18 protein-coding genes are annotated in these 19,697 nt (G+C 37.9%); 6 read left to right on the top strand and 12 right to left on the bottom strand.

What is annotated here, in order from left to right:
• Window positions 1-86 precede the first annotated feature (86 nt).
• Window positions 87-605, bottom strand: a complete 519-nt coding sequence (locus tag LD272_RS17130) for a hypothetical protein (protein WP_226037825.1) — start codon at window positions 603-605, stop codon at window positions 87-89.
• A gap of 240 nt (window positions 606-845) precedes the next feature.
• Here LD272_RS17130 and LD272_RS17125 point away from each other — a divergent pair, with 240 nt between their 5' ends.
• On the top strand, window positions 846-2,690 hold the full coding sequence (locus tag LD272_RS17125; protein WP_226037824.1) for a DUF2207 domain-containing protein: 1,845 nt from the start codon (window positions 846-848) through the stop codon (window positions 2,688-2,690).
• A gap of 139 nt (window positions 2,691-2,829) precedes the next feature.
• Window positions 2,830-3,366 carry a hypothetical protein gene (locus LD272_RS17120; protein ID WP_226037823.1) on the top strand — a complete coding sequence of 179 codons (537 nt, stop codon included), beginning with the start codon at window positions 2,830-2,832 and terminating at the stop codon, window positions 3,364-3,366.
• Between the two features lie 288 nt (window positions 3,367-3,654).
• Here the strand turns inward: LD272_RS17120 and dsdA are convergent, their stop codons facing one another.
• Both dsdA and LD272_RS17110 read right to left on the bottom strand, forming a co-directional pair.
• A complete protein-coding gene (gene dsdA / locus LD272_RS17115) occupies window positions 3,655-4,977 on the bottom strand; it encodes a D-serine ammonia-lyase (RefSeq protein WP_226037822.1) in 1,323 nt (440 codons plus the stop codon).
• Window positions 4,978-5,128: 151 nt separating this feature from the next.
• Window positions 5,129-5,644, bottom strand: coding sequence for a hypothetical protein (locus LD272_RS17110; protein ID WP_226037821.1), 516 nt, complete (start codon window positions 5,642-5,644; stop codon window positions 5,129-5,131).
• A 239-nt stretch (window positions 5,645-5,883) separates the two neighbouring features.
• On the opposite strand from LD272_RS17110, the gene LD272_RS17105 reads away from it, so the two are divergent.
• Complete coding sequence (locus LD272_RS17105; RefSeq protein WP_226037820.1) at window positions 5,884-6,705, top strand: aldo/keto reductase; 822 nt, start codon at window positions 5,884-5,886, stop codon at window positions 6,703-6,705.
• Between the two features lie 242 nt (window positions 6,706-6,947).
• Here LD272_RS17105 and LD272_RS17100 read toward each other — a convergent pair whose 3' ends face one another.
• Entirely contained in the window at window positions 6,948-8,249 is a 1,302-nt protein-coding gene (locus tag LD272_RS17100; RefSeq protein ID WP_226037819.1) for an alpha-glucosidase/alpha-galactosidase, read from the bottom strand.
• Window positions 8,250-8,332: 83 nt separating this feature from the next.
• The gene (locus LD272_RS17095) at window positions 8,333-8,566 is read right to left on the bottom strand and encodes a LacI family DNA-binding transcriptional regulator (RefSeq protein ID WP_226037818.1); all 234 of its coding nucleotides are present in this window, start codon (window positions 8,564-8,566) and stop codon (window positions 8,333-8,335) included.
• A gap of 418 nt (window positions 8,567-8,984) precedes the next feature.
• Between LD272_RS17095 and LD272_RS17090 the strand changes: the two genes are divergently transcribed.
• Window positions 8,985-9,413 (top strand): hypothetical protein, encoded by a 429-nt coding sequence (locus LD272_RS17090; RefSeq protein WP_226037817.1) that lies wholly within the window; start codon window positions 8,985-8,987, stop codon window positions 9,411-9,413.
• Window positions 9,414-9,679: 266 nt separating this feature from the next.
• Here LD272_RS17090 and LD272_RS17085 read toward each other — a convergent pair whose 3' ends face one another.
• On the bottom strand, window positions 9,680-10,468 hold the full coding sequence (locus LD272_RS17085; RefSeq protein WP_226037816.1) for a zinc ribbon domain-containing protein: 789 nt from the start codon (window positions 10,466-10,468) through the stop codon (window positions 9,680-9,682).
• Window positions 10,469-10,822: 354 nt separating this feature from the next.
• Here LD272_RS17085 and LD272_RS17080 point away from each other — a divergent pair, with 354 nt between their 5' ends.
• The gene (locus LD272_RS17080; protein ID WP_226037815.1) at window positions 10,823-11,323 is read left to right on the top strand and encodes an immunoglobulin-like domain-containing protein; all 501 of its coding nucleotides are present in this window, start codon (window positions 10,823-10,825) and stop codon (window positions 11,321-11,323) included.
• A 158-nt stretch (window positions 11,324-11,481) separates the two neighbouring features.
• Here LD272_RS17080 and LD272_RS17075 read toward each other — a convergent pair whose 3' ends face one another.
• The 6 genes from LD272_RS17075 to LD272_RS17050 all read right to left on the bottom strand — a co-directional run bounded on the left by LD272_RS17075 (window position 11,482) and on the right by LD272_RS17050 (window position 18,966).
• Entirely contained in the window at window positions 11,482-12,876 is a 1,395-nt protein-coding gene (locus LD272_RS17075) for an L-cystine transporter (protein WP_226037814.1), read from the bottom strand.
• Window positions 12,877-13,170: 294 nt separating this feature from the next.
• Window positions 13,171-14,232, bottom strand: a complete 1,062-nt coding sequence (locus LD272_RS17070) for an ABC transporter permease (protein ID WP_226037813.1) — start codon at window positions 14,230-14,232, stop codon at window positions 13,171-13,173.
• Window positions 14,233-14,253: 21 nt separating this feature from the next.
• On the bottom strand, window positions 14,254-15,741 hold the full coding sequence (locus tag LD272_RS17065; protein ID WP_226037812.1) for a sugar ABC transporter ATP-binding protein: 1,488 nt from the start codon (window positions 15,739-15,741) through the stop codon (window positions 14,254-14,256).
• Between the two features lie 84 nt (window positions 15,742-15,825).
• Entirely contained in the window at window positions 15,826-16,866 is a 1,041-nt protein-coding gene (locus tag LD272_RS17060; protein WP_226037811.1) for an ABC transporter substrate-binding protein, read from the bottom strand.
• Window positions 16,867-17,151: 285 nt separating this feature from the next.
• On the bottom strand, window positions 17,152-18,147 hold the full coding sequence (locus LD272_RS17055; RefSeq protein WP_226037810.1) for a Gfo/Idh/MocA family protein: 996 nt from the start codon (window positions 18,145-18,147) through the stop codon (window positions 17,152-17,154).
• A gap of 18 nt (window positions 18,148-18,165) precedes the next feature.
• Window positions 18,166-18,966, bottom strand: coding sequence for a sugar phosphate isomerase/epimerase family protein (locus LD272_RS17050; protein ID WP_226037809.1), 801 nt, complete (start codon window positions 18,964-18,966; stop codon window positions 18,166-18,168).
• 573 nt (window positions 18,967-19,539) lie between these two features.
• Between LD272_RS17050 and LD272_RS21690 the strand changes: the two genes are divergently transcribed.
• The coding region (locus LD272_RS21690; RefSeq protein WP_226034999.1) for a helix-turn-helix domain-containing protein at window positions 19,540-19,697 on the top strand (158 nt) is incomplete at its 3' end.

Genomic DNA, 19,697 nt, shown 5'->3' with positions numbered 1-19,697 from the left:
CGATTGACTACTCCACCCTTTTCACATCTTATTTTTTCAGGCCACTATCTATTTCCCTCATGTTTTTTGAGTTCAACTAACTGCAACTATTCCTTGTTTTTCGTCGATTTAAAGTAGCTTATTGTAACCGTTACCTGCTTTTTATCTTCATCAGGAATAATGTTGATAGTAATCACGTCGTTCTCATTTTGCATACTCAAGGTGTTATAGCCATCTGTTATCATTTCACTAGTGCTTTCATACCCGCTCTCATCAACAAAACCTTTGTACAATAAAACGAGCTCATCGACTGACAATGTCTCAGTTAGGTACGAAACAGTTACCGCTTCATCGCCGTTGTCACTCATTTTCATTGCATTGATTAATTCGTAGTCATCAGGAAGAGGAATCTCAGCTGGAAATTCTTCAGGTATTTCAGTTGATGAATTGAGCGAAAAGTTCTCCCCATCCGCATTCTCAGCCTCAAAAGAAAAGCCTTCTTCTTCATTGCCACCAACAGAAATACTTTCTCCATCTTCACCAAGCGGAATAGAAATACCATCGTCTCCACCAAAACAGCCACTTAAAAAAAGCGTAACAATAAATAAACCAATAGCTTTTATCATTCACTAGTCCTCCAAAATTTTAATGTATTTTTTGGCTACCTACAGTCAATTGTATCGGGTAGACTAGCATATCGACTATTATACCTAGGGATACTTTTTTCCACTTAGAGAACCTCGTGGTTAAATTCAAAAACTACACATGATACTAGTTTACTCATCATAAATATAAAGTAGATGTGTTTGGACAAGTAGTTAAAACAATTCCAAATCCATCCTAGAATCTGTAGAGGGTGATTAAAATTGTGGAAAATAGGTTACGTTCTTTTTCTACTTCCAATTCTATTTACGCTAGTTAGCTGTTCGAATAAAGATAACTCCTTTACGATCGATGATGTAGATATTCAGGCGCAGATTGCCGAAGATGGAACAATCCATGTCAAGGAGCTATACAGCTATACATTTAATGACTCCAATCAAAAGGTAACTCGGCAGATGGCATCAAATATAGAAAATTTCCAAGCATACGTGGCATCAGACCGACTTGAAAATGCAGAGGTGAAAACAGCAAACCTAGAACCATTAAAAGTGGATAAAGATCACGAAGAGTACCACGTCAATTTCGTTTCAGACTATCAACCAAAACAGATTATATATAGTTATACCATTGACGGGGCAGTAACAAAACATAATGACATGGCTGATTTTAGCTACTCTTTCTTCGACACAACCCAGACTGATTTACACAATGTAACGGTGAACCTTTACACACCTTCAAATCAGCTATCTGATGATACGCATTTCTTTTTTCATAGTCACAAACAACCAAGCCAAAAGAAAACGGATGGTCGTATTCATTACCAGCATGATCTCGTGTCACAATCAGAGTCCTATCCATTCAGACTGCTTTTTCCAGCAAATGAGTTAACCAGCCGCCCAGTGGATCAAGCAACCAATATAAAAAACGTACTAGTTTCAGAAAGTTCCTTGCAGTGGCGTTATCAAAATATAGAGGAAAACTTTAATAGCAAAACCTGGTTAGTGGTTATCAGTATGATACTTACTTTATTAGCTGGTTTTGGACTATTTTATTTTCGTCCTAATAAAAAGAAAGGAACAACACTGAAAGAGGCTCTTCTGTCTTCGATGGAAAAGACCGATCCATTGCTTGTTAAATATGTGGATAATGATGGAAAACTGGCAGAAGAAGACGTCATTGCCGGCGTTTTCTCCTTACACCAACGCGGATTGATTTCTATTTCTGATGTCCCGTCGGAGCTAAATGCAGGAAATACGTTTCGCTTCACCTGGAGAAGATCACAAGCGAAACTTGCCGAAAGCGACCAATACTTAAAAAACTGGCTCTTTACTAATCAGGATGAAGACGGAGCTTACTTTCTACTCGAATCAATGGCAACTCCTAACAAAAGAAAATCGATAAAAACATTTAACCAGAACTTTGTAAAGTGGCGTCAGCTTGTCGAAGAACAACCTCCCTTTAAAGAGGTTAACAGCCCATATCTTCCGTATCATTTATTTTCCTTTTCACTCGTGCTCATAACACTGGGGTTGTTAACTTATTTTGTCTTCTTCGACGTATGGAGCCGTGGTATTCAATATTCGGTAATTACGTTCTTCACCATTTTTGGGAGCATTGTCTTATTTTTCAAATGTCATAAAGTCCTAATGGCTATTCTTTTTGCTGAAATATTTTTATTAAGTGTGTTCCTGTCCATGACGACAGCGACAGCACTATTTCTAGTTTTCATCATCATTGCTGGTAGCCTATCGTTTCTAATTCCAAGCTCCAAATACAAAAGCGGCACAAACGAATTACAAATAGCAATTAAGCTAGCTAAAAAACTGCTAAAAACAAACCATTATCCAATGGGCAATACGGCAAGAGAGATCCAAAAACAAATGCAATATGCAATTATCCTCCAAGAAGAAAATAAGTTTGCAAAAAACTGCTCATCAATTCCACCAACTCTTTTAAAAAGTGGGAATTATCCATTGCTTAATGATCCAAGACATACTGCTTCTGCATTTGATGCGAGCCTGTTACTAACAGGACCCTTCATCGACCGTAATGGAGCTAGAGGGAAATTTCATGGAAAGGATACTAGTGGTGGTGCAAACGCGATTTAAGAATACCGCCTTGCATCTCAGACAGTTAAATTCTTTAAAACAATTTAGCCATAGCAGTATATTTATTTAGTAGTAAAGGGATGTAATTACTGCATAAATACCCTCCCTAGAGAAACACTTTATATGAGGAGATTTTTATATGAAGTGGAAAATAATAGTAACAACGATAATCGTAATTTTTCTAACCAGCATCATTTCATTAAATCAATCAATCATGCTTAAGAATTCAGCAGTGCTGACAAAGAACTCCACACTTGAAATGAAACAGCTCAGTAGTAACTGGTTTAATAATCAACCAAAACCAGTCGCAACTGCAGCACCGACTATACAAGAAATCAAAGACGATTATCAACATCAATTTAAAAAGTTGGAAGTGGACGTAAACAACAAATTAGATAACCTGATGGACGAAGCTTACAACGAGTACAAGCAGAAGAAACAAAATGATGAAAAAATATCCTTTTCACATTTTTACACTAAATACAAAGACATCGCCGTCCAATTAGAGAATAACACCGACAAGCATTTTTATAAATTATATAATCAACTTCAACTGGAGCTTAAATCACATGGTTACAACAGAAATGAAGCAGAACAATTTAAAACCATTTATGAAAAGTCAAAGTCCAAGCAAAGAAACCAGATGCTGAAGAGATTCTTACAAGCACTAGGTTAATTAGTTTTGATGAATGGCTGCGTTTTGTCGATATGCTCTATTAAATCTAATTATTATTGTAAAAAAAGGGGAGCAGATTGCTTAACTGATCCTCTTTTTGTTCTTTTGTTCATCTAATAGGAATTTCACACCAAGCGAATCAGTGCCTACTTTGGCATTCGCCTGAAAATTTGTCGGATTCGCCTTAAAGTGGCACTTATTCGCCTCAAACATCGACTTATTCGCCTCAAAAAGGCAAAGATTCGCCCCAAATTCCAGCTTATTCGCCTAAACTCCGAAATCCAGGTACTATTGAAGTAGCGTTCTACCTTTTTGGTATGCCTCTTCCATATCTTTTGTAGGAACGAGTGCTCCTCCTGTTGCCCAAGCAATATGTGTTGCTTTTTCCGGTAAATCCTTTTGCTTGGCGACTAGAATAGGACCTAGCAATCCGGCGGTTGCAGATGGTTCTAATTTTACCTGTTCGGAATCACTCAGTAGTGTTAATAGCTTGAAAAAGGTGTCGTCTTCAATCGTGTAGATCCCATCAACCAACCGTTCAATAACCTTTGTAGCAAATTTCGATGGCCTGCCAACCGCTAGGCCGTCCGCTTCCGTCAAACCATCAATCCCAAAATCATTCACGCTAACTTTTTCATGTTCTCCTGTTAACAATCCTAAAAGAACAGAGGGAGAATGTGTTGGCTCGACTAAATAGCAATGTACGTTTTTCCCGAAAATAGTTTTCAAACCAAACGTAATACCACCTGGTGCTCCGCCTACTCCACATGGTAAATAGACATACAAAGGGTTTTGATCATCAACCGTTATTCCTTTTTCGGTTAACTGTTCTTTAAATTGAAGGGCAGCGGTACTATATCCCAAAAATAGATCCTTTGAATTTTCATCATCAACAAAATACGCTTTTGGATCCTCGTTGGTTCGTTTTCTACCTTCCATAACCGCTGCACTAAAATCACCTCTGGATTCAAAAACGTTTACTCCCTTTGTACGAAGAAGGTCTTTTTTCCACTGCTTAGCATCTGCTGACATATACACATTGACGTTGAAGCCCATCTTAGCACTAAGAATACCGATACTTAGAGCAAGATTTCCGGTTGAGCTAACCCCTATTGAATATTGCCTAAAAAATTCTTTGAACTTAGGTTCACTTAATATCTGATAGTTATCTTCAACAGACAACATGCCATTCTCGATTGCAATTGTTTCGGCATACTTTAAAATTTCATAAAACCCACCTCGTGCCTTAATCGAACCTGCAACTGGTAGCTCATTATCACATTTTAAATACAAATCACCTAGGAATGGTTGATGATAGTGACCGGCTAAGGTTTCTTTCATCGAATCAATCTTTTTTAAAGGAGAGTCAATCATGCCCTCTGTTTCTACTAGTTCCGGAAAAACAGCACTTAAATAAGGAGCAAATCGTCGCCATCTCCACGTTGCATCAAGGATATCCTCTTTAGTTACATCGACAGTTACTAAGTTATCCATGTTTACCAAGGGATTGTTCCAAACAATAGGCTTTAATGCGATGATGTCCTTTAGCACTGGTATTTCCTTTGTCCACTCTGTTAAAGGTTTTCCTAATGGATCTAGGTTTTTTTCCATGACACGAACAACCACCCTTCTTTCAATGTTGTTTCCATTCAGGATTATTATTATCCATATATTTTGAAGTTAAAACGATCCACTGACATCATTAATTCTAGTAAACAAAAAAGGCAATGGAGAACCGGTATCATCTCCTTGCCCTCCTAAATTAGGCTTTAGCACTATAGTCTACTAGTAATGAAATCTCTAGTACTTGAATACGCCGCAGCGTCTCAGCTTCTGTTGTCGATTCCAATCCATTTGTTACTACATGATCTACTGCATCAATAAAGCGACTTGGATCCCACTTTCCCCATGACTTCACATCTTTCGAGAATTCACTTGCTTGTTCATAAAGGTAAGGATAAATAGACTGGTTACCAGCTTGTCGAAACCAGTGTTTCGCATTGCCAAAATCCCCTTCCCTCCGGTGCATAATTCCATGCCAGTAACTCCCTAATTGATTGGACATACGTTGTGATATGTTATGGGATAAATCCAACTCATCATTCCAAAGCAATAGACCTGATTTAACAGCCTGATTAGCTAATTGAGACCGGCTTTCTTGTTCTTTTAAATCATTAATTTCCTTTGTTATCTCCGCATCCCAACCTTCTTTTGGGCAAAGAGCTGGCAACGGATTCCTATCTTTAAGATGTTGGATAATTTGTGATTCTGACATCATTAGAAAACACTCCTTTACTATTAGACTTTACTATCCTCTAATTATTGACAGCGTTACCATGAGTTATATTAACATTAACAATCAATTGTCCGTTTGGCAAAAAAATAGGCTAATGAAAAAAGAATGCTTCCTATTTCTCAGACATTCATCTTCAGCAAAAATTCTTTAAGCATTTCACTACTTATTCACCTTTGTAATCGTTTACAATTAAATTGAAACTTAAATAGGAGGAATGGTGCATGAGTATTACTGACTATACAGTATTAAATAATGGTGTGCGTATGCCATGGCTCGGAATGGGTGTCTTTCAAGTCGAGGATGGCGAGGAAGTAATTCAATCTGTCCGCTATGCGCTGGATGCAGGTTATCGCTCCATTGATACCGCAGCGGGCTACCGAAATGAAGCCGGTGTGGGCACCGCTATTAAGCAAAGCGGAATCCGCCGGGAAGAGCTGTTCATCACGACGAAACTCGCCAATCCGGATCAAGGCTACGAGTCCACGCTTCGTGCTTTCGAGGACAGCCGTCAGAAGCTTGACCTTGATTACATTGACTTGTATCTAATCCATTGGCCCGGCAAAGATAAATTCAAGGAGACTTGGAGAGCCTTTGAAAAGTTACAAAAGGACGGCTACATTCGTGCAATTGGAGTAAGTAACTTTAAAATTCACCATTTAGAAAGCCTTAAGCAAGACAGCGACACGATTCCCGCTGTTAATCAAGTCGAGTTCCATCCTTTGCTCAACCAACAAAAGCTACTGGACTATTGCAAGAGTGAAGGAATTCAATTGGAAGCCTGGACCCCGTTAATGAAAGGCAACCTGAATCAGCCAGAAATTACTAAGCTAGCCGCAAAACACAAGAAAACTCCTGCCCAGATTGTCTTACGCTGGGATCTACAGCACGGAATTGTTACCATACCTAAATCTGTTCATCAAGAACGGATACAGGAAAACGCTGATATTTTTGACTTCACTCTTTCTGAAGAAGACATGAAAACAATCGATCAAATGAACCAAGACCACCGACTCGGTCCAGACCCAGACGAGCTACTCTTTTAAAATACTTAATCAATAGAATGGCAATCCGAAATGTGATGCTACATTTTGGATTGCCATTCTACTTTCATTTAGGAGCGTAAAATGAGAATGGCAATCTGAAAATGTGATGCATCCAGATTGCCATTCTACGTTGTACAACTATTCAAACATTTTTTCCGCTTTTCATCACTCTTGATTAGCAATCAAGAAAAGAGGAACGGCTGTTCATACTAAATCATGCTAAACGAACAGCCTCTAACTACTTATTCGTACTTCGGTAACCAGTCTCCATGCGCCTCAATTAGCTCGTCACACATCGAAACGATATCATCAATCGATAGCTCACTTGACGTATGTGGGTCTAACATAGCTGCATGATAAATATGTTCTTTCTTTTTAGTCATTGCAGCTTCAATCGTAAGTAATTGTGTATTGATATTCGTTCGGTCTAAAGCTGCTAATTGTTCGGGTAATTCTCCCACATAGGTTGGTGTCACTCCACTCGCATCTACTAGACACGGAACCTCGACACATGCCTTTTCTGGTAAATTACTAATTAATCCGCCTGTGTTTAAAACGTTACCACCTATCTTGAATGGTTTATCTGTTTCGATTGCCTCAATGATATAGGAACCATATTCATGGGTACGTTCATGACTCAGGTTCTTGTCATTAACTAGATCTTCGCGCATCTGTTTCCAGCGCTCAATCTGATTGACACACCGTCGCGGATATTCATCTAACGGAATATTAAATCTGTCGATTAATTCTGGATATTTTCTCTTGATGAAGTAAGGATGGTACTCTGCATTATGCTCTGAGGATTCAGTCACATAATAACCAAATCGTTCCATTAGTTCAAAACGAACCATATCGTCGTGCTTTGTTTTTTGTTTTTCTTTCGCTTTTCTTTTTATTTCTGGATATAAGTCTTTGCCATTTCGATTAATTTCTAGTAGCCAAGCCAAATGGTTAATCCCTGCTATTTTCCATTGGACATTGTCTGTTGGCATGTCCAATGATTTTAATAAATCTTGGGCACAACCTTGGACACTATGGCATAATCCAACAGTCTTTATTCCGGTATAACGATTCATAGCACCTGTTAATGCAGCCATTGGATTCGTATAATTCATCAACAAGGCATCAGGACAAACTTCTTCCATATCTTTAGCAAAATCCATCATCACTGGAATCGTTCTTAAGCTACGAAAAATCCCACCGATTCCGATTGTATCCGCAATGGTTTGTCGTAAACCATATTTCTTTGGAATTTCAAAATCTATGATTGTACTCGGATCATAACCTCCTACTTGAATAGCATTAATAACGTATTTCGAACCTCTTAATGCTTCCTTTCGATTAGTGTATGATACTATTTTCACAGTTGATCCAAGGCTTTCCTTTAGATTTTTTAACATCATCTCTGAATCTTTTAATCTGTTATGATCAATATCAAACAGTGCAAACTCAAATTCTTGTAATGCAGGAACTGTCATACAGTCACCCAACACATTTTTTGCAAAAACCGCACTTCCCGCTCCTAAAAACGTAATTTTAGACATAATATATAACCTCCACCTATATTTCTATAACTATTAGCCCATCCAAATCGGTATTAAACTGGCCATCTCAGAAGTTATATAAGCTAAACGATATACTTCCGTGCTCCTACTACGGGCATTGCATTTACTTTCAACATCTTTTTGTTCTGTTGACTTTTCCTAGCACGTACAGTCTTGTAATCTAGCCCTTCTACTGCTTCTAATATACGATTAAAAGTTTCCATAGTCACGGAAATAATTTGATCGTTATTAATTACTCTAGTAACTGTCGAAGCAGAAACATTAAAATGTATAGCAATATCGTTTATAGTAGCCATTATACCTAATCCTCATAATAAAAATATCAAGTATAATTTCCCAAAAAGATTCACTCGTTTAAATAATACTAACAAACAATTAAAACGTTTACAGTATAACTTTCTTTTCCGACAAATTTTGATTGCAACTGCAAGAAAATATTCACATTCTTGTTCACCTAGGTACTTTCTCATATAGGTAATTATTTACTAAATAAATAATAAAGAGTTTGGTGAAGATGTTTAAGGTCAAATAGAACCGAAACCTGCTAATACAATCTGTGATAACCTTTTAAAAATTAGAACCTTATATCCGCATATGTCATATGGTAATATGGAAGAATTTATTAACTTCACTATACGCACCTTAATGAAACTAAAATACGTTAGATCAAATTTTAGATGGATAAATAATTATAAAGCAAGGAGGAAACAAACGATGTACGATCACTATAACTATCCTTACGGCGATCAACCTGGATATAGAGGTTTTCCGTCGACAGGCTTTCCAGGGACACCCTTTCAACCAGGTGGACCTAGTCCGGGCGTTCCACCAAAAGGATCGCCAACTAGTCCTAGTCAACCAACTCAACCAGGTCAAACTCCAGCGCCAACTAGTCCACCACCGTCATTCATACCTCAACAGCAGCAGGCCGGACAGCCACAGCTTTACGCAGTAGACCCAGGAGCTATCCAAGGTTGTTTATTTCGCTTCACCTATATTTGGCTAGACCGTGGATATGGATCATTTTGGTTTTATCCAACATTTGTTGGGCGAAGATCTGTTTCTGGATATAGATGGATTGGGTTTACCTGGGTGTACTTTGGCATTGATTTAGATAGAATAGAATCTTTTCAGTGTTTTTAAATAAATAGATACAAGAAGAGTTCATTTTATTTACAACAACTCATTTCAATTTTCTTATTTTATATTAAATTAAGGGATTAAGAGATTATTTAATTTCTTAATCCTTTTTTGTTGATTTGACTTAACTCTCACCACAGTAAATCCCGACACTTCACAAATGAGTGATAAACAAATGATACAATTACACTTACGGGGCTTCTGGAATATTAATAATAGATTGAGTGTTTAAAAAGGGTTATTGCTTATTAAAAATTTAGGGCAACTAGTTACATCAGTTCTACTAGTATCTGATCAAACAGATTGCCCAGCACGCTATCACCTAAAATGAATAATATGATTGAAATTGCGATAATCGTAAGAATCAAGCCGTAGTAAAAATCTAATCCCACTGTGGAATCTTCCATTACTGAGAAAATTGTTAAAAAACTAGAGACAAAGAATAAAAAGACAGCGAATCCGAACAGAATAAAACTAAACGTCGTAGCGGAAATAAGATAAAATATAATAGCGAGTACAAGCAGAACTACTGGAATTACAATAAATACCCCTAATCGAACCATCACTTGTGTGTAACTGGTATCTACTTGCATAATTTTTGCGATCCCAAAGACAATCCCTGTATATACAGCAAGATAGATTAATATAAAAAAGAACAGTGTTACAACAACAAAGATAAATGGTATCTGCGCAAGTCCTAAGAAGGTATCACCAAAGCTATTAGACATAAAATAAATAAATAACGATAGAGTTATCGCAAATAGGACATGTGTAATAAGTACACTGATTAAATTATCCTTAGTTACTTTTCTACTAGCTCTCATTGGACCTTTGACACTCTCAGCGACAAAATTTAGAAACCGCTCTGCAACTGTGTTTCCATCCTCGATCGATTCACTTTCAAAACTCAAACCTTCTGCCGGCTTACCAGATTTTTGATCAGATGAATCTACCTGATTGTCGTCTGTCTTACTCTCTATTGAAACTAATTCAGTGCCACACTCACCACAAAATTTAGCAGATTTATTATTAGTAGAACCACATTGGTTACAATTCAATTTACATCTCTCCTTTTGATTTTTATACCTTTACCTGAATCTATGTAATAGCTTCTGATTGTATAACCAAAATAGGACAAGTATTTTACTAAATCTAAAAACCTCTCCAAGCATAAAGAAAAGGATGATAACTTTTAAAAGTCATCATCCTTGCTTTGTCTATCAATAATAAATGTTGTGTTGGCGATTTAAACATAAAGTATGAACACCCTAACGACATGATGCTAAAACAGTAGTGGATAATCGGTGAAATTTGCATTATCAATAAGCACTGTACTCAAAACCTTGATTTAGATCAAGGTTTTCGGATTTGTTTTCTTTTATAATAGAAGAAATAAAATAGGGGGTTAGAAAATGGTCTTCAAAAAACCACAATTCTATTACTTAGTTTTTATCACCCTTTTCTCCCTTTTCTTTATCAGTGCCTGTCAGCAAGAAGAATCAATCTCAGTTTTACAAGAGCCAGCACCTTCCCAGGAGCGAAATGCTTCATCAAATGGAATTCAATTTACTTTAACAAAAACTGAATTCGAATCATCACCATCAACTATTTCGACAGTGATTAAAAATACAACGAATCATTCATGCTCTTATGGTGACTTTTTTGGCATTGAACTAAATCAAACAGGGTTATGGTACCAAATCAGCTTCTCAGAAGAAGTGTTCCAAAAATATCCTGACTTTATCGATATCGGACTAATTTTAGATGCGAATGATACAACTTCACAAAATTTTTCGCTAGAACGTTTAAACATGACACTTCCACAAGGAGAATACCGACTTACTAAAACCTTGCTCTGCCCCTCCCCACAAGGCAAAGAAATCACTTTATCTGGCCCATTTAAAATAGGTTAAATCTCTCCTAACGCAAAAGAGGACGATAACGTTATAAAGTTATCATCCTCTCATCTAATTTGCCCTCATTCTATTTAACTGATTCAGGGAATTTAGCAGACCCATCAACCATCTAAATCACAATCAACTAACATGTAGTGACAGGCAGGAAACTTTCACTAAAGGCTAGTTTCCTTTTCGATTGCCTTAGGGTTGTTAAACGTATTTAAATTTAATTTCTTCATGATTCTGGATGTTAACGTACCAGATAGCATTGCACCATTAACATTCAAGGCTGTACGACCCATGTCAATTAACGGTTCGACGGAAATGAGTAGACCGGCTAGAGCAACTGGTAGATTCATAGACGAAAGTACAATTAACGCTGCAAATGTAGCACCGCCACCAACTCCAGCAACACCAAACGAACTAATTCCTATAATAAGAACTAACTGGACAATAAATCCAGGTGCGAGTGGATCGATCCCTTGTGATGGAGCAATCATAACTGCTAGCATCGCAGGATAAATTCCAGCGCAACCATTTTGACCAATCGTAGCACCAAATGATGCAGACATATTGGCAATTCCCTCGTGAACTCCTAAACTATTCTTTTGCGCCTGGATATTAAGTGGGATGGTACCAGCACTCGAACGAGAAGTGAAAGCAAAACCTAGTACAGGTAATACTTTACGTAGGAATGTTAATGGATTTAGTCCAAATATCCCAATAACAATTAAATGGATAATAAACATAGCTAGTAGCGCTACATAAGATGCTCCAACAAATTTACCAAGTTCGATAATTCCAGCCACATCTGTTCTAGCTACTGTATTAGCCATTAAACCTAAAATACCATATGGCGTTAAGCGCAGAATCATTGTCACAATTCGCATAACTACAGCATAGACAGCATTAACCCAATTGACAAATACAGCAGCTTGCTCTGGTTGTTTTCGACGCACACCAAGAACAGCAATACCTACAATCATAGAAAAGATTACTACTGCTATCGTCGATGTAGCACGAGCACCTGTCATATCTTGAAAGGGATTACTCGGAATAAAGCTTAGTATTTGTTGAGGGATTGACATGTCTTCTACGGAACCTAATCGTTCCTCCAAAGCAAGCCCTCGATCACTTTCCGCTTCACCAGCCTCTATTTGACCAGCATCAAGATCAAATACGGAAGCAGCAGTAATACCTACGAGAGCTGCGGCCATTGCAGTTGCAACCAAAATACCGATAATCCAAGCTGACATTTTTCCTAATTCAGCTGATTTCTCCAAATTAATAATCGATTGAATAATCGACACCATAATCAGTGGAATAACAATCATCATTAACAAACTTACATAACCTCTGCCGACAATATTTATCCAATCGGTCGTTGTACCAACAATTACTGAGTCAGCATGATAAGCAAGTTGTAAAAAAGTTCCGAGTAATATACCCAGCCCCAAACCTGTAAATACCCGCTTACTAAAAGAAACGTGCTTTTTTTGCATGTAAAATAGAATACCAATAAGTGCGATCATGATAATGATATTAACTAATATAAATAAAGTATTCATTTCTTCTTTCCCCCTATCATTTGTTATATAACCCTATAACCCCAAAATAACTATTCCTTATTATCCCGATTAACTTACTGAGATTTAGGTTACAATTTTTATTATTTTATGTCAACACTATTTTATAAATAACTACGAGTTATAAAACATTTAACAATAATGGAATGCCTAAGGAGACCGTCAATAATACATTCAGTGTCTTTCTTGTTTTAAAGTCATTAAATGTTAAAAAAGTAGTGCGAAACATCGTATTCGCACTACTTTTCTTATTCAATTAAACTATTTATTTAGCACCTAAGAAGTCTTCTCTTTTTTCTGCAATAGTACAGCAGCAATTACAATCAAGCCCTTAAATGCTTCCCTTAGGAACGGTGGCACCCCGAATAGATTAAGTAGGTTGTTCATAACGGCGATGATCAACATGCCATAGACGGTTCCTAGGATAAATCCTCGTCCACCACTCATACTGGTTCCGCCCACGACAGCTGCGGCTATCGCATCCATTTCCATTCCCCTTCCAGCATTTGAAAAGTCCATCGAACCAATCCGAGAAACTTGGATAATAGCTGCAATCGAAACAAGGAGTCCCATTAGCGCATAAACCCGAACCTTAACTTTTTCGACATTGACACCAGATAGTTTTGCCGCTCGTTCATTCGATCCGACAGCAATGATTTGCCTACCAAACGTGGTTCGCTTGGACACGTAGTAAAGAATATAAGCAATGATCGCCCAATAAATAATAGGCATAATCATATAATCTCCCATTCTAAAACTAGCAATCTGCAGAAACTCGGCAGGGACAGTCGTATTATACCCCTGTGTGAAATGCTGTGTAACACTTCTAAAAATCATCATCGCCGCCAATGTGGCGATGAATGGGGGAACCTTACCTTTTGTAATGGATACGCCTATTAGTGACCCTAACAAATAGCCAAATAGTAGCACTAAGATAACCGTAACAACAAAGGCCGGGAGCCCTGACATTCCTACCATGCCCAGTAACCCTCTTGTGCCAGTGTCAAGCAGCAACATCGCAAAAGCACCTGTTGCAACCAAAGTGGAACCGACCGCTAGATCAATCCCGCCAGTCATAATTACAAAAGTCATCCCAAGAGCGACAATTCCAATACCCGCATTATTTCTTAAGATATTAATCCAGTTATTGGTCCAGGATTGAAACCAACTACCAACTGAATCATAATCAAAACCCAGTACTAACGTTTGTAATATAACCATAATTATCAGTGCAATTGCTGTACTAAAAAGTGGTTCATTCGACCATTTATATTTAAACCATGCAAAAAAGTTTTTATTATTTTTTAGACTGGTATTGTTAACCGGCTTCATTTCCATAATTGGTTTTCTCTCCCTTACCTAAGTCAGTTGCCCACCAGTAGCAAGACTCATGATATTATGCTCATTCATTGTCTCTTTTTTGACTTCTCCTTGAATAACTCCGTGATACATGACAAGCGCACGGTCACATACGCGGATGATTTCATGCGCTTCACTTGAAAGCACGACGATTGCAATATTTTCATCAGCAAGTTTCAAAATAATGTCATAAATGTCTTCTTTTGCTCCCACATCGACACCTTGGGTGGGATTGTCTAAGATTAGCAGTTTCGGATTCGATGCTAACCATTTAGCTAAGACTACCTTTTGCTGATTTCCACCAGAAAGACTCGTGATACTGTCGGTCAGCTTTCCCATTTTCAATCGTAATGTTTTGCGTTGTTTTTCAAACGTGTCCTGTTGTTTTTTCTGGTCAATCACACCTCGTTTTGAAAATTTAGGCCAAGTGACAATCGATGCGTTCTCCATGATATCCATATCGCCAATGATTGCATTTTCTTTCCGATTACGCGGTAGATAGGCAATTCCTTCATTTATCGCCTGTGTCGTACTAGTTATTTTTACTTCCTTTTCATTTAAATATATTTTTCCAGATGAAATATCATCTGCCCCGAAAATCGATTGAAACAGTTCACTACGACCATCGCCAAGCAGTCCGGTAACTCCGACAACTTCACCCGCTTTGACGGAAAAATTAATATCTTTAAAAGTATGATTGTATGTAAGTGCCTCTACCGATAAGACCTCTTCTCCTAATTCCTTCTCTCTTAGCAACGATTCCGTTCTGACATTATAGCCCACCATAAAATGCGCGAGGTCGTTCGTCGTTACTTCACTAACGTTTCCTTCTGCTACCAGGTTTCCGTCTCGAAGCACAAGGTACCTGTCGCAAACTTGCAAGACCTCATTCAACTTATGAGAGATAAAAATGATACCAACATTGTGATCCTTCATCGTTTTCATCATCGTAAATACACGTTCAATTTCGCGGTCAGTTAAGGAAGTGGTTGGCTCATCCATAATGATGATGGATGCATTCGTCATCATCGCTCGGCATATTTCAACGATTTGTTTATAGGAAGAATCAAGATCGCGAACCATCGTTTTTGGATCTAAATCAACGTTCATTTTCTCAAACATCTCTTTTGTTTCTTGAAACATTCTTTCTAGATCAAGGCTTCCTCGTTTTGTTTTAATTTCTCTACCTAAGAACATATTTTCATAGATTGGTAAATCGTTGATCAAATTCAGTTCCTGATGAATGAATGCAATTCCCGCTTCCTGCGATTGCGCTGGGGTGCTGAACTGCTGTGATTTGCCGTCAATAGTAATCGAACCTTGATCCATTTGATGGACTCCGCCAAGTATGTTCATTAGTGTTGATTTTCCAGCACCATTTTCTCCTAACAACGCGCATATTTCACCGCCTTCAAGTGACAACGATACATCTTTTAGCACATCATTACTTCCAAAGGACTTCCTAATACTGTTCATCTCAATTATCATGCAATCACATCCAAAGATTTGATTAAAAGAGAGGCTACAGCTTTGCCATAACCTCTCTTTTTTCTTTCCAACCTCAAACAATACTTAGTACGGCGAGTTTTCGTCAGCGAATTCTTGATAATTTTCTCTATCGACAACAGTTGTCGGGATAATCGTCACATCTTCAACTTCTTCACCTTTTAAGACTTTAAGCGCTACGTCGACAGCATCTTTAACCATCGCTGGGCTGTAGGTTGCAGATTGAATCCAGATATCCTCATTTTCAGGCATCATATTGAAGTACTCCTGCATACCGCCACCACCAGTTACCACCTGAACATCATCTCTACCTGCTTCTCTGATCGCTTGTAGTACACCGATAGAAGTTTCGTCATCCATTGAGTAAACTGCGTCAATCTGATCATTACTTGTTAAAATATCAGCAAAATCCTTCAAGCCATCTTCTCGCGTAAACTGTGTCGCATAAGTAAGAAGATTCATATCAGGCGCGATTTCTTCCATCGTCTCAACAAAACCTTTTAATCTTAACTCAGAAACGGAACCCGCAGAAGGAACTTCTAGTACAGCAACATTACCTTCTGTACCAATCTTGTCTACGATATACTTGGCTCCTTGAACCCCCATGTCCTCGTTGTCTCCAGAAACACGGTAAACACCGTCAGCTTCGATTGCAATATCAAAGTTTACTACCTCAATACCAGCATCAAGTGCCGCCTGAATCGGAACTTCCATACCTTCCCACTGTGGAAATGCGACAATAGCCTCCGCTCCCCATGTCATCAAGTCATCCAATTGTGCGGTCATTTCTTCCGCATTCGTACTTGTTTGAATCTGGTAATCAATCTCGTCGGACAGTTCCTCAGCACGTGCTTCAGCATGGTAAGCAACTGCCGCTACCCAACCGTGTGTAACAGCCGGGGCTAGAATACCAATCTTTCGTTTTTCAGCACTTTCATCTGCATCTGCATCAGTTTCTGCCTCCGCGTCTGTATCCGTTTCAGTTTCAGTAGTATCTTCTGAATCGTTACTTGTATCATCACTTGCTGTCTCATCTGCACCACATGCACTAAGAACTGGTACCATGAACAATGCGAGTAACATAACTAAAAATAAAGCTTTTTTCATTAAAAGAACCCCCTATTTATTTGTTTGAAACTATAATGCCATTGAAACCTCCAGTAAAATCTCTGTAAAATTGTTAAAGCTTATCCACCTAATATACGTATGCTTCACTTGGACAAATTATGTCTTTTTATAAAAGCGCTTTCATAATTAGCTATAAAATGACTTGAAATTATCATCCAAGTTCTTCCTTATATATAATCTATTTATAGATTAGTAATTCGTAAATTTTGTAGTAGCGTAAAAATTCTTCACACATGTCTAACACTGCGCCTCCACACTTACCTACTAAACAAAAACTTCTCGCTTGGTTTCCAAGGAGCTCTTGATTGCATTTAACAACTCCAACGTATAAACGACCTCATCAAGCGGAATCACACTGTTGTTACGGCCTGTTTCTAAGCAATCCACAAAATAGTCAAGTTCATTTTCGAATGCATCGCCTTTGTCGATTTCAACCGAAGATTTTTGCTCATCAGTATAGTAAATAAATGAATGATCACTCTGATCAAGATTCTCAATGTTCTCTCCAGCAATCACATTAAAATCAAGTGTACTTTGATTCGCTTGTGCCCTAAAGCCAATCGTGAACGGGTATCCCAACGGCATTCGCCCTGATGCTTCGACAAATGCTTTACTGCCATTTTTAAATGATAGTGTAGTCATCACATGGTCCCATGCACCGTACTTGTTTTTGTTTCCAACCGCATAAACAGAATCAACCTCACCGAGTAAATAATAGACGAAATCAATATCATGAATATGAAGATCAAACAGGGCACCACCACTTTTTTCTGGATGTTGAAACCAACTACTCCATTTAGGTACTTGACTTAACCGTTTGGCATGAACGATTTCGATATCTTTTAATTTGTCGCTTTCACTATATGATTTTATCAGCTGATACTCTGGCCAAAACCGTAGCAGATGCCCGACAAATAAGTTCACTTGATGTTTACTTACTTCATTAACGATTCGATTTGCTGATTCAACCGTTAAGGTCAATGGTTTTTCACAAATGATATCTTTCCCAGCCTTTGCTGCCTTGATAATATATTCCTCATGTAAATAGGTCGGTAAGCAAATATCAATGACGTCTATTTCCTTATTACTAAGTAACGTATCATAGTCTGTCACAAACGAGCCCTTGTAATTACTTATTATTTCCTGGTCAACTTCACTTCTTGTGCAGATTACAGTTACCTGGCTATTTTCAATTCGCTGATACGCATCTAAGTGAGTTTTACCGATAAAGCCTAAGCCAACTAGCCCAATCTTCTTCATTTACTGCCTCCTTCCAACTTAATAGTTTTGAAGATAGTTGAAGGATCTTTTCACAGAATTATTTACTTCATCAAGGTCTGCGGGGCCTTTTGGGGTGAATTCGACCTCAACACTAATTGGACCCTTGTAATTTGCTTTTTCAAGCGTTTTAAATAATTTACCGTAATCTAACTCCCCGTCTCCAATTGCTGGAAAGTTCCATTCATTAAATGGACCAAGCTTATCCTTTAAATGAATGAATTCAACGTAATCAACAGAAGCTTCTAAGTCATCGTAAGGCAAGATATTGCCATACATAATCACATTACCGGTATCGTAATTTATTTTGACTCGATCATTTAGTCGTTTGGCTAATTTTTTCAAACTAGCACCTGTTGCATAGTTATTTCCGTGTGTTTCAAGTACAAGTACCTTATTTAACCTCTCACACTTTTCGATAATCGGTTCTAGGTTTCTGGCTAATAGCGTTTCATCCTCAATCACATCTTTATCGCCATGCGCATCACCTGTTGCTGTTACGACATACGTACAATCAAACCAGACTGCAAGGTCAATGCTTTTAAGTAAATTCGCTATTCCTTCTTCTGTCATCACATTACTGTGTGCACCAATCCCTACACAAGTCATCTCATAATCCAGAAGCAATGCTTTAATGTCATCAAGTTGTTGCTGCGACATGTCTGGTAAAACATGAGCGGTATGGTCTTTCACTGCAGCCAATTCGATTCTTGTGAATCCTGCATCACTTGCTCCTTTTACTGCATCCTCCAAAGAGTAACCGTGATACGTATTAGAATTAATCGCAAGCTGTTTTAACATGCCAACCCTCCCGTCAAAAAATGTAATAGATTACATATTTTCAGATAAAATAGTTATAACTAGTTTAACAACAACATTAATTATAAAAATAAGTATGTAATCCGTTACATATATAGTATAATATATTTAATATTCCGTCAATTGTTTATCTTTCGACAAAAATTGACTTACTTAGCTTCATTTATATAAAATAAAGGAAGTTTACTAAACTATTGGGACTGCGATTACTCGTCCCACCGAAAATATTTGTTGTTTTTGAATGCAAACTATAGAATACCCCACAACTGCGGTCAAATCGCACCAGGTATTTCTGTTTGAAAGACAGATGATGAGAGGACTATTCCAAAAGTATTTTCTGGTAATGTCGGTTCCATTACTGCATTAACGGATGTTGTTACCAAGCTAAAATAATTTATAACTGTCTAGAGGCCAAATAGCGATAAAGGCGAAAAGGTGCGAGTTTGGGGCGAATCTTTGCTCATTCTTTTAAGCCCCCTTATTCCTTTGGACACCTAAATCGATTAAGAGTAGAATGATTTTAATAAAAAATCAATCGATAAAGGTGGTGATAAGATGCCAAGAGAAGCAGAAATCATTGAGGATCTAAAAAAACGTTATGTCCGAATGGCGTTAGAAACGAACAAATATGCGAGCACAGCACAAGCTGCTGGAGTTGACCGCAAAACGCTTCGAAGTTGGATGAATAAATATGAAACAGAGGTTCGAGATCA

This window comes from Aquibacillus saliphilus, assembly GCF_020404745.1.
GTDB lineage: Bacteria > Bacillota > Bacilli > Bacillales > Amphibacillaceae > Aquibacillus > Aquibacillus saliphilus.
Note: the sequence above shows the minus strand (reverse complement) of the source record. Positions and strands in the feature narration are given on the sequence as shown.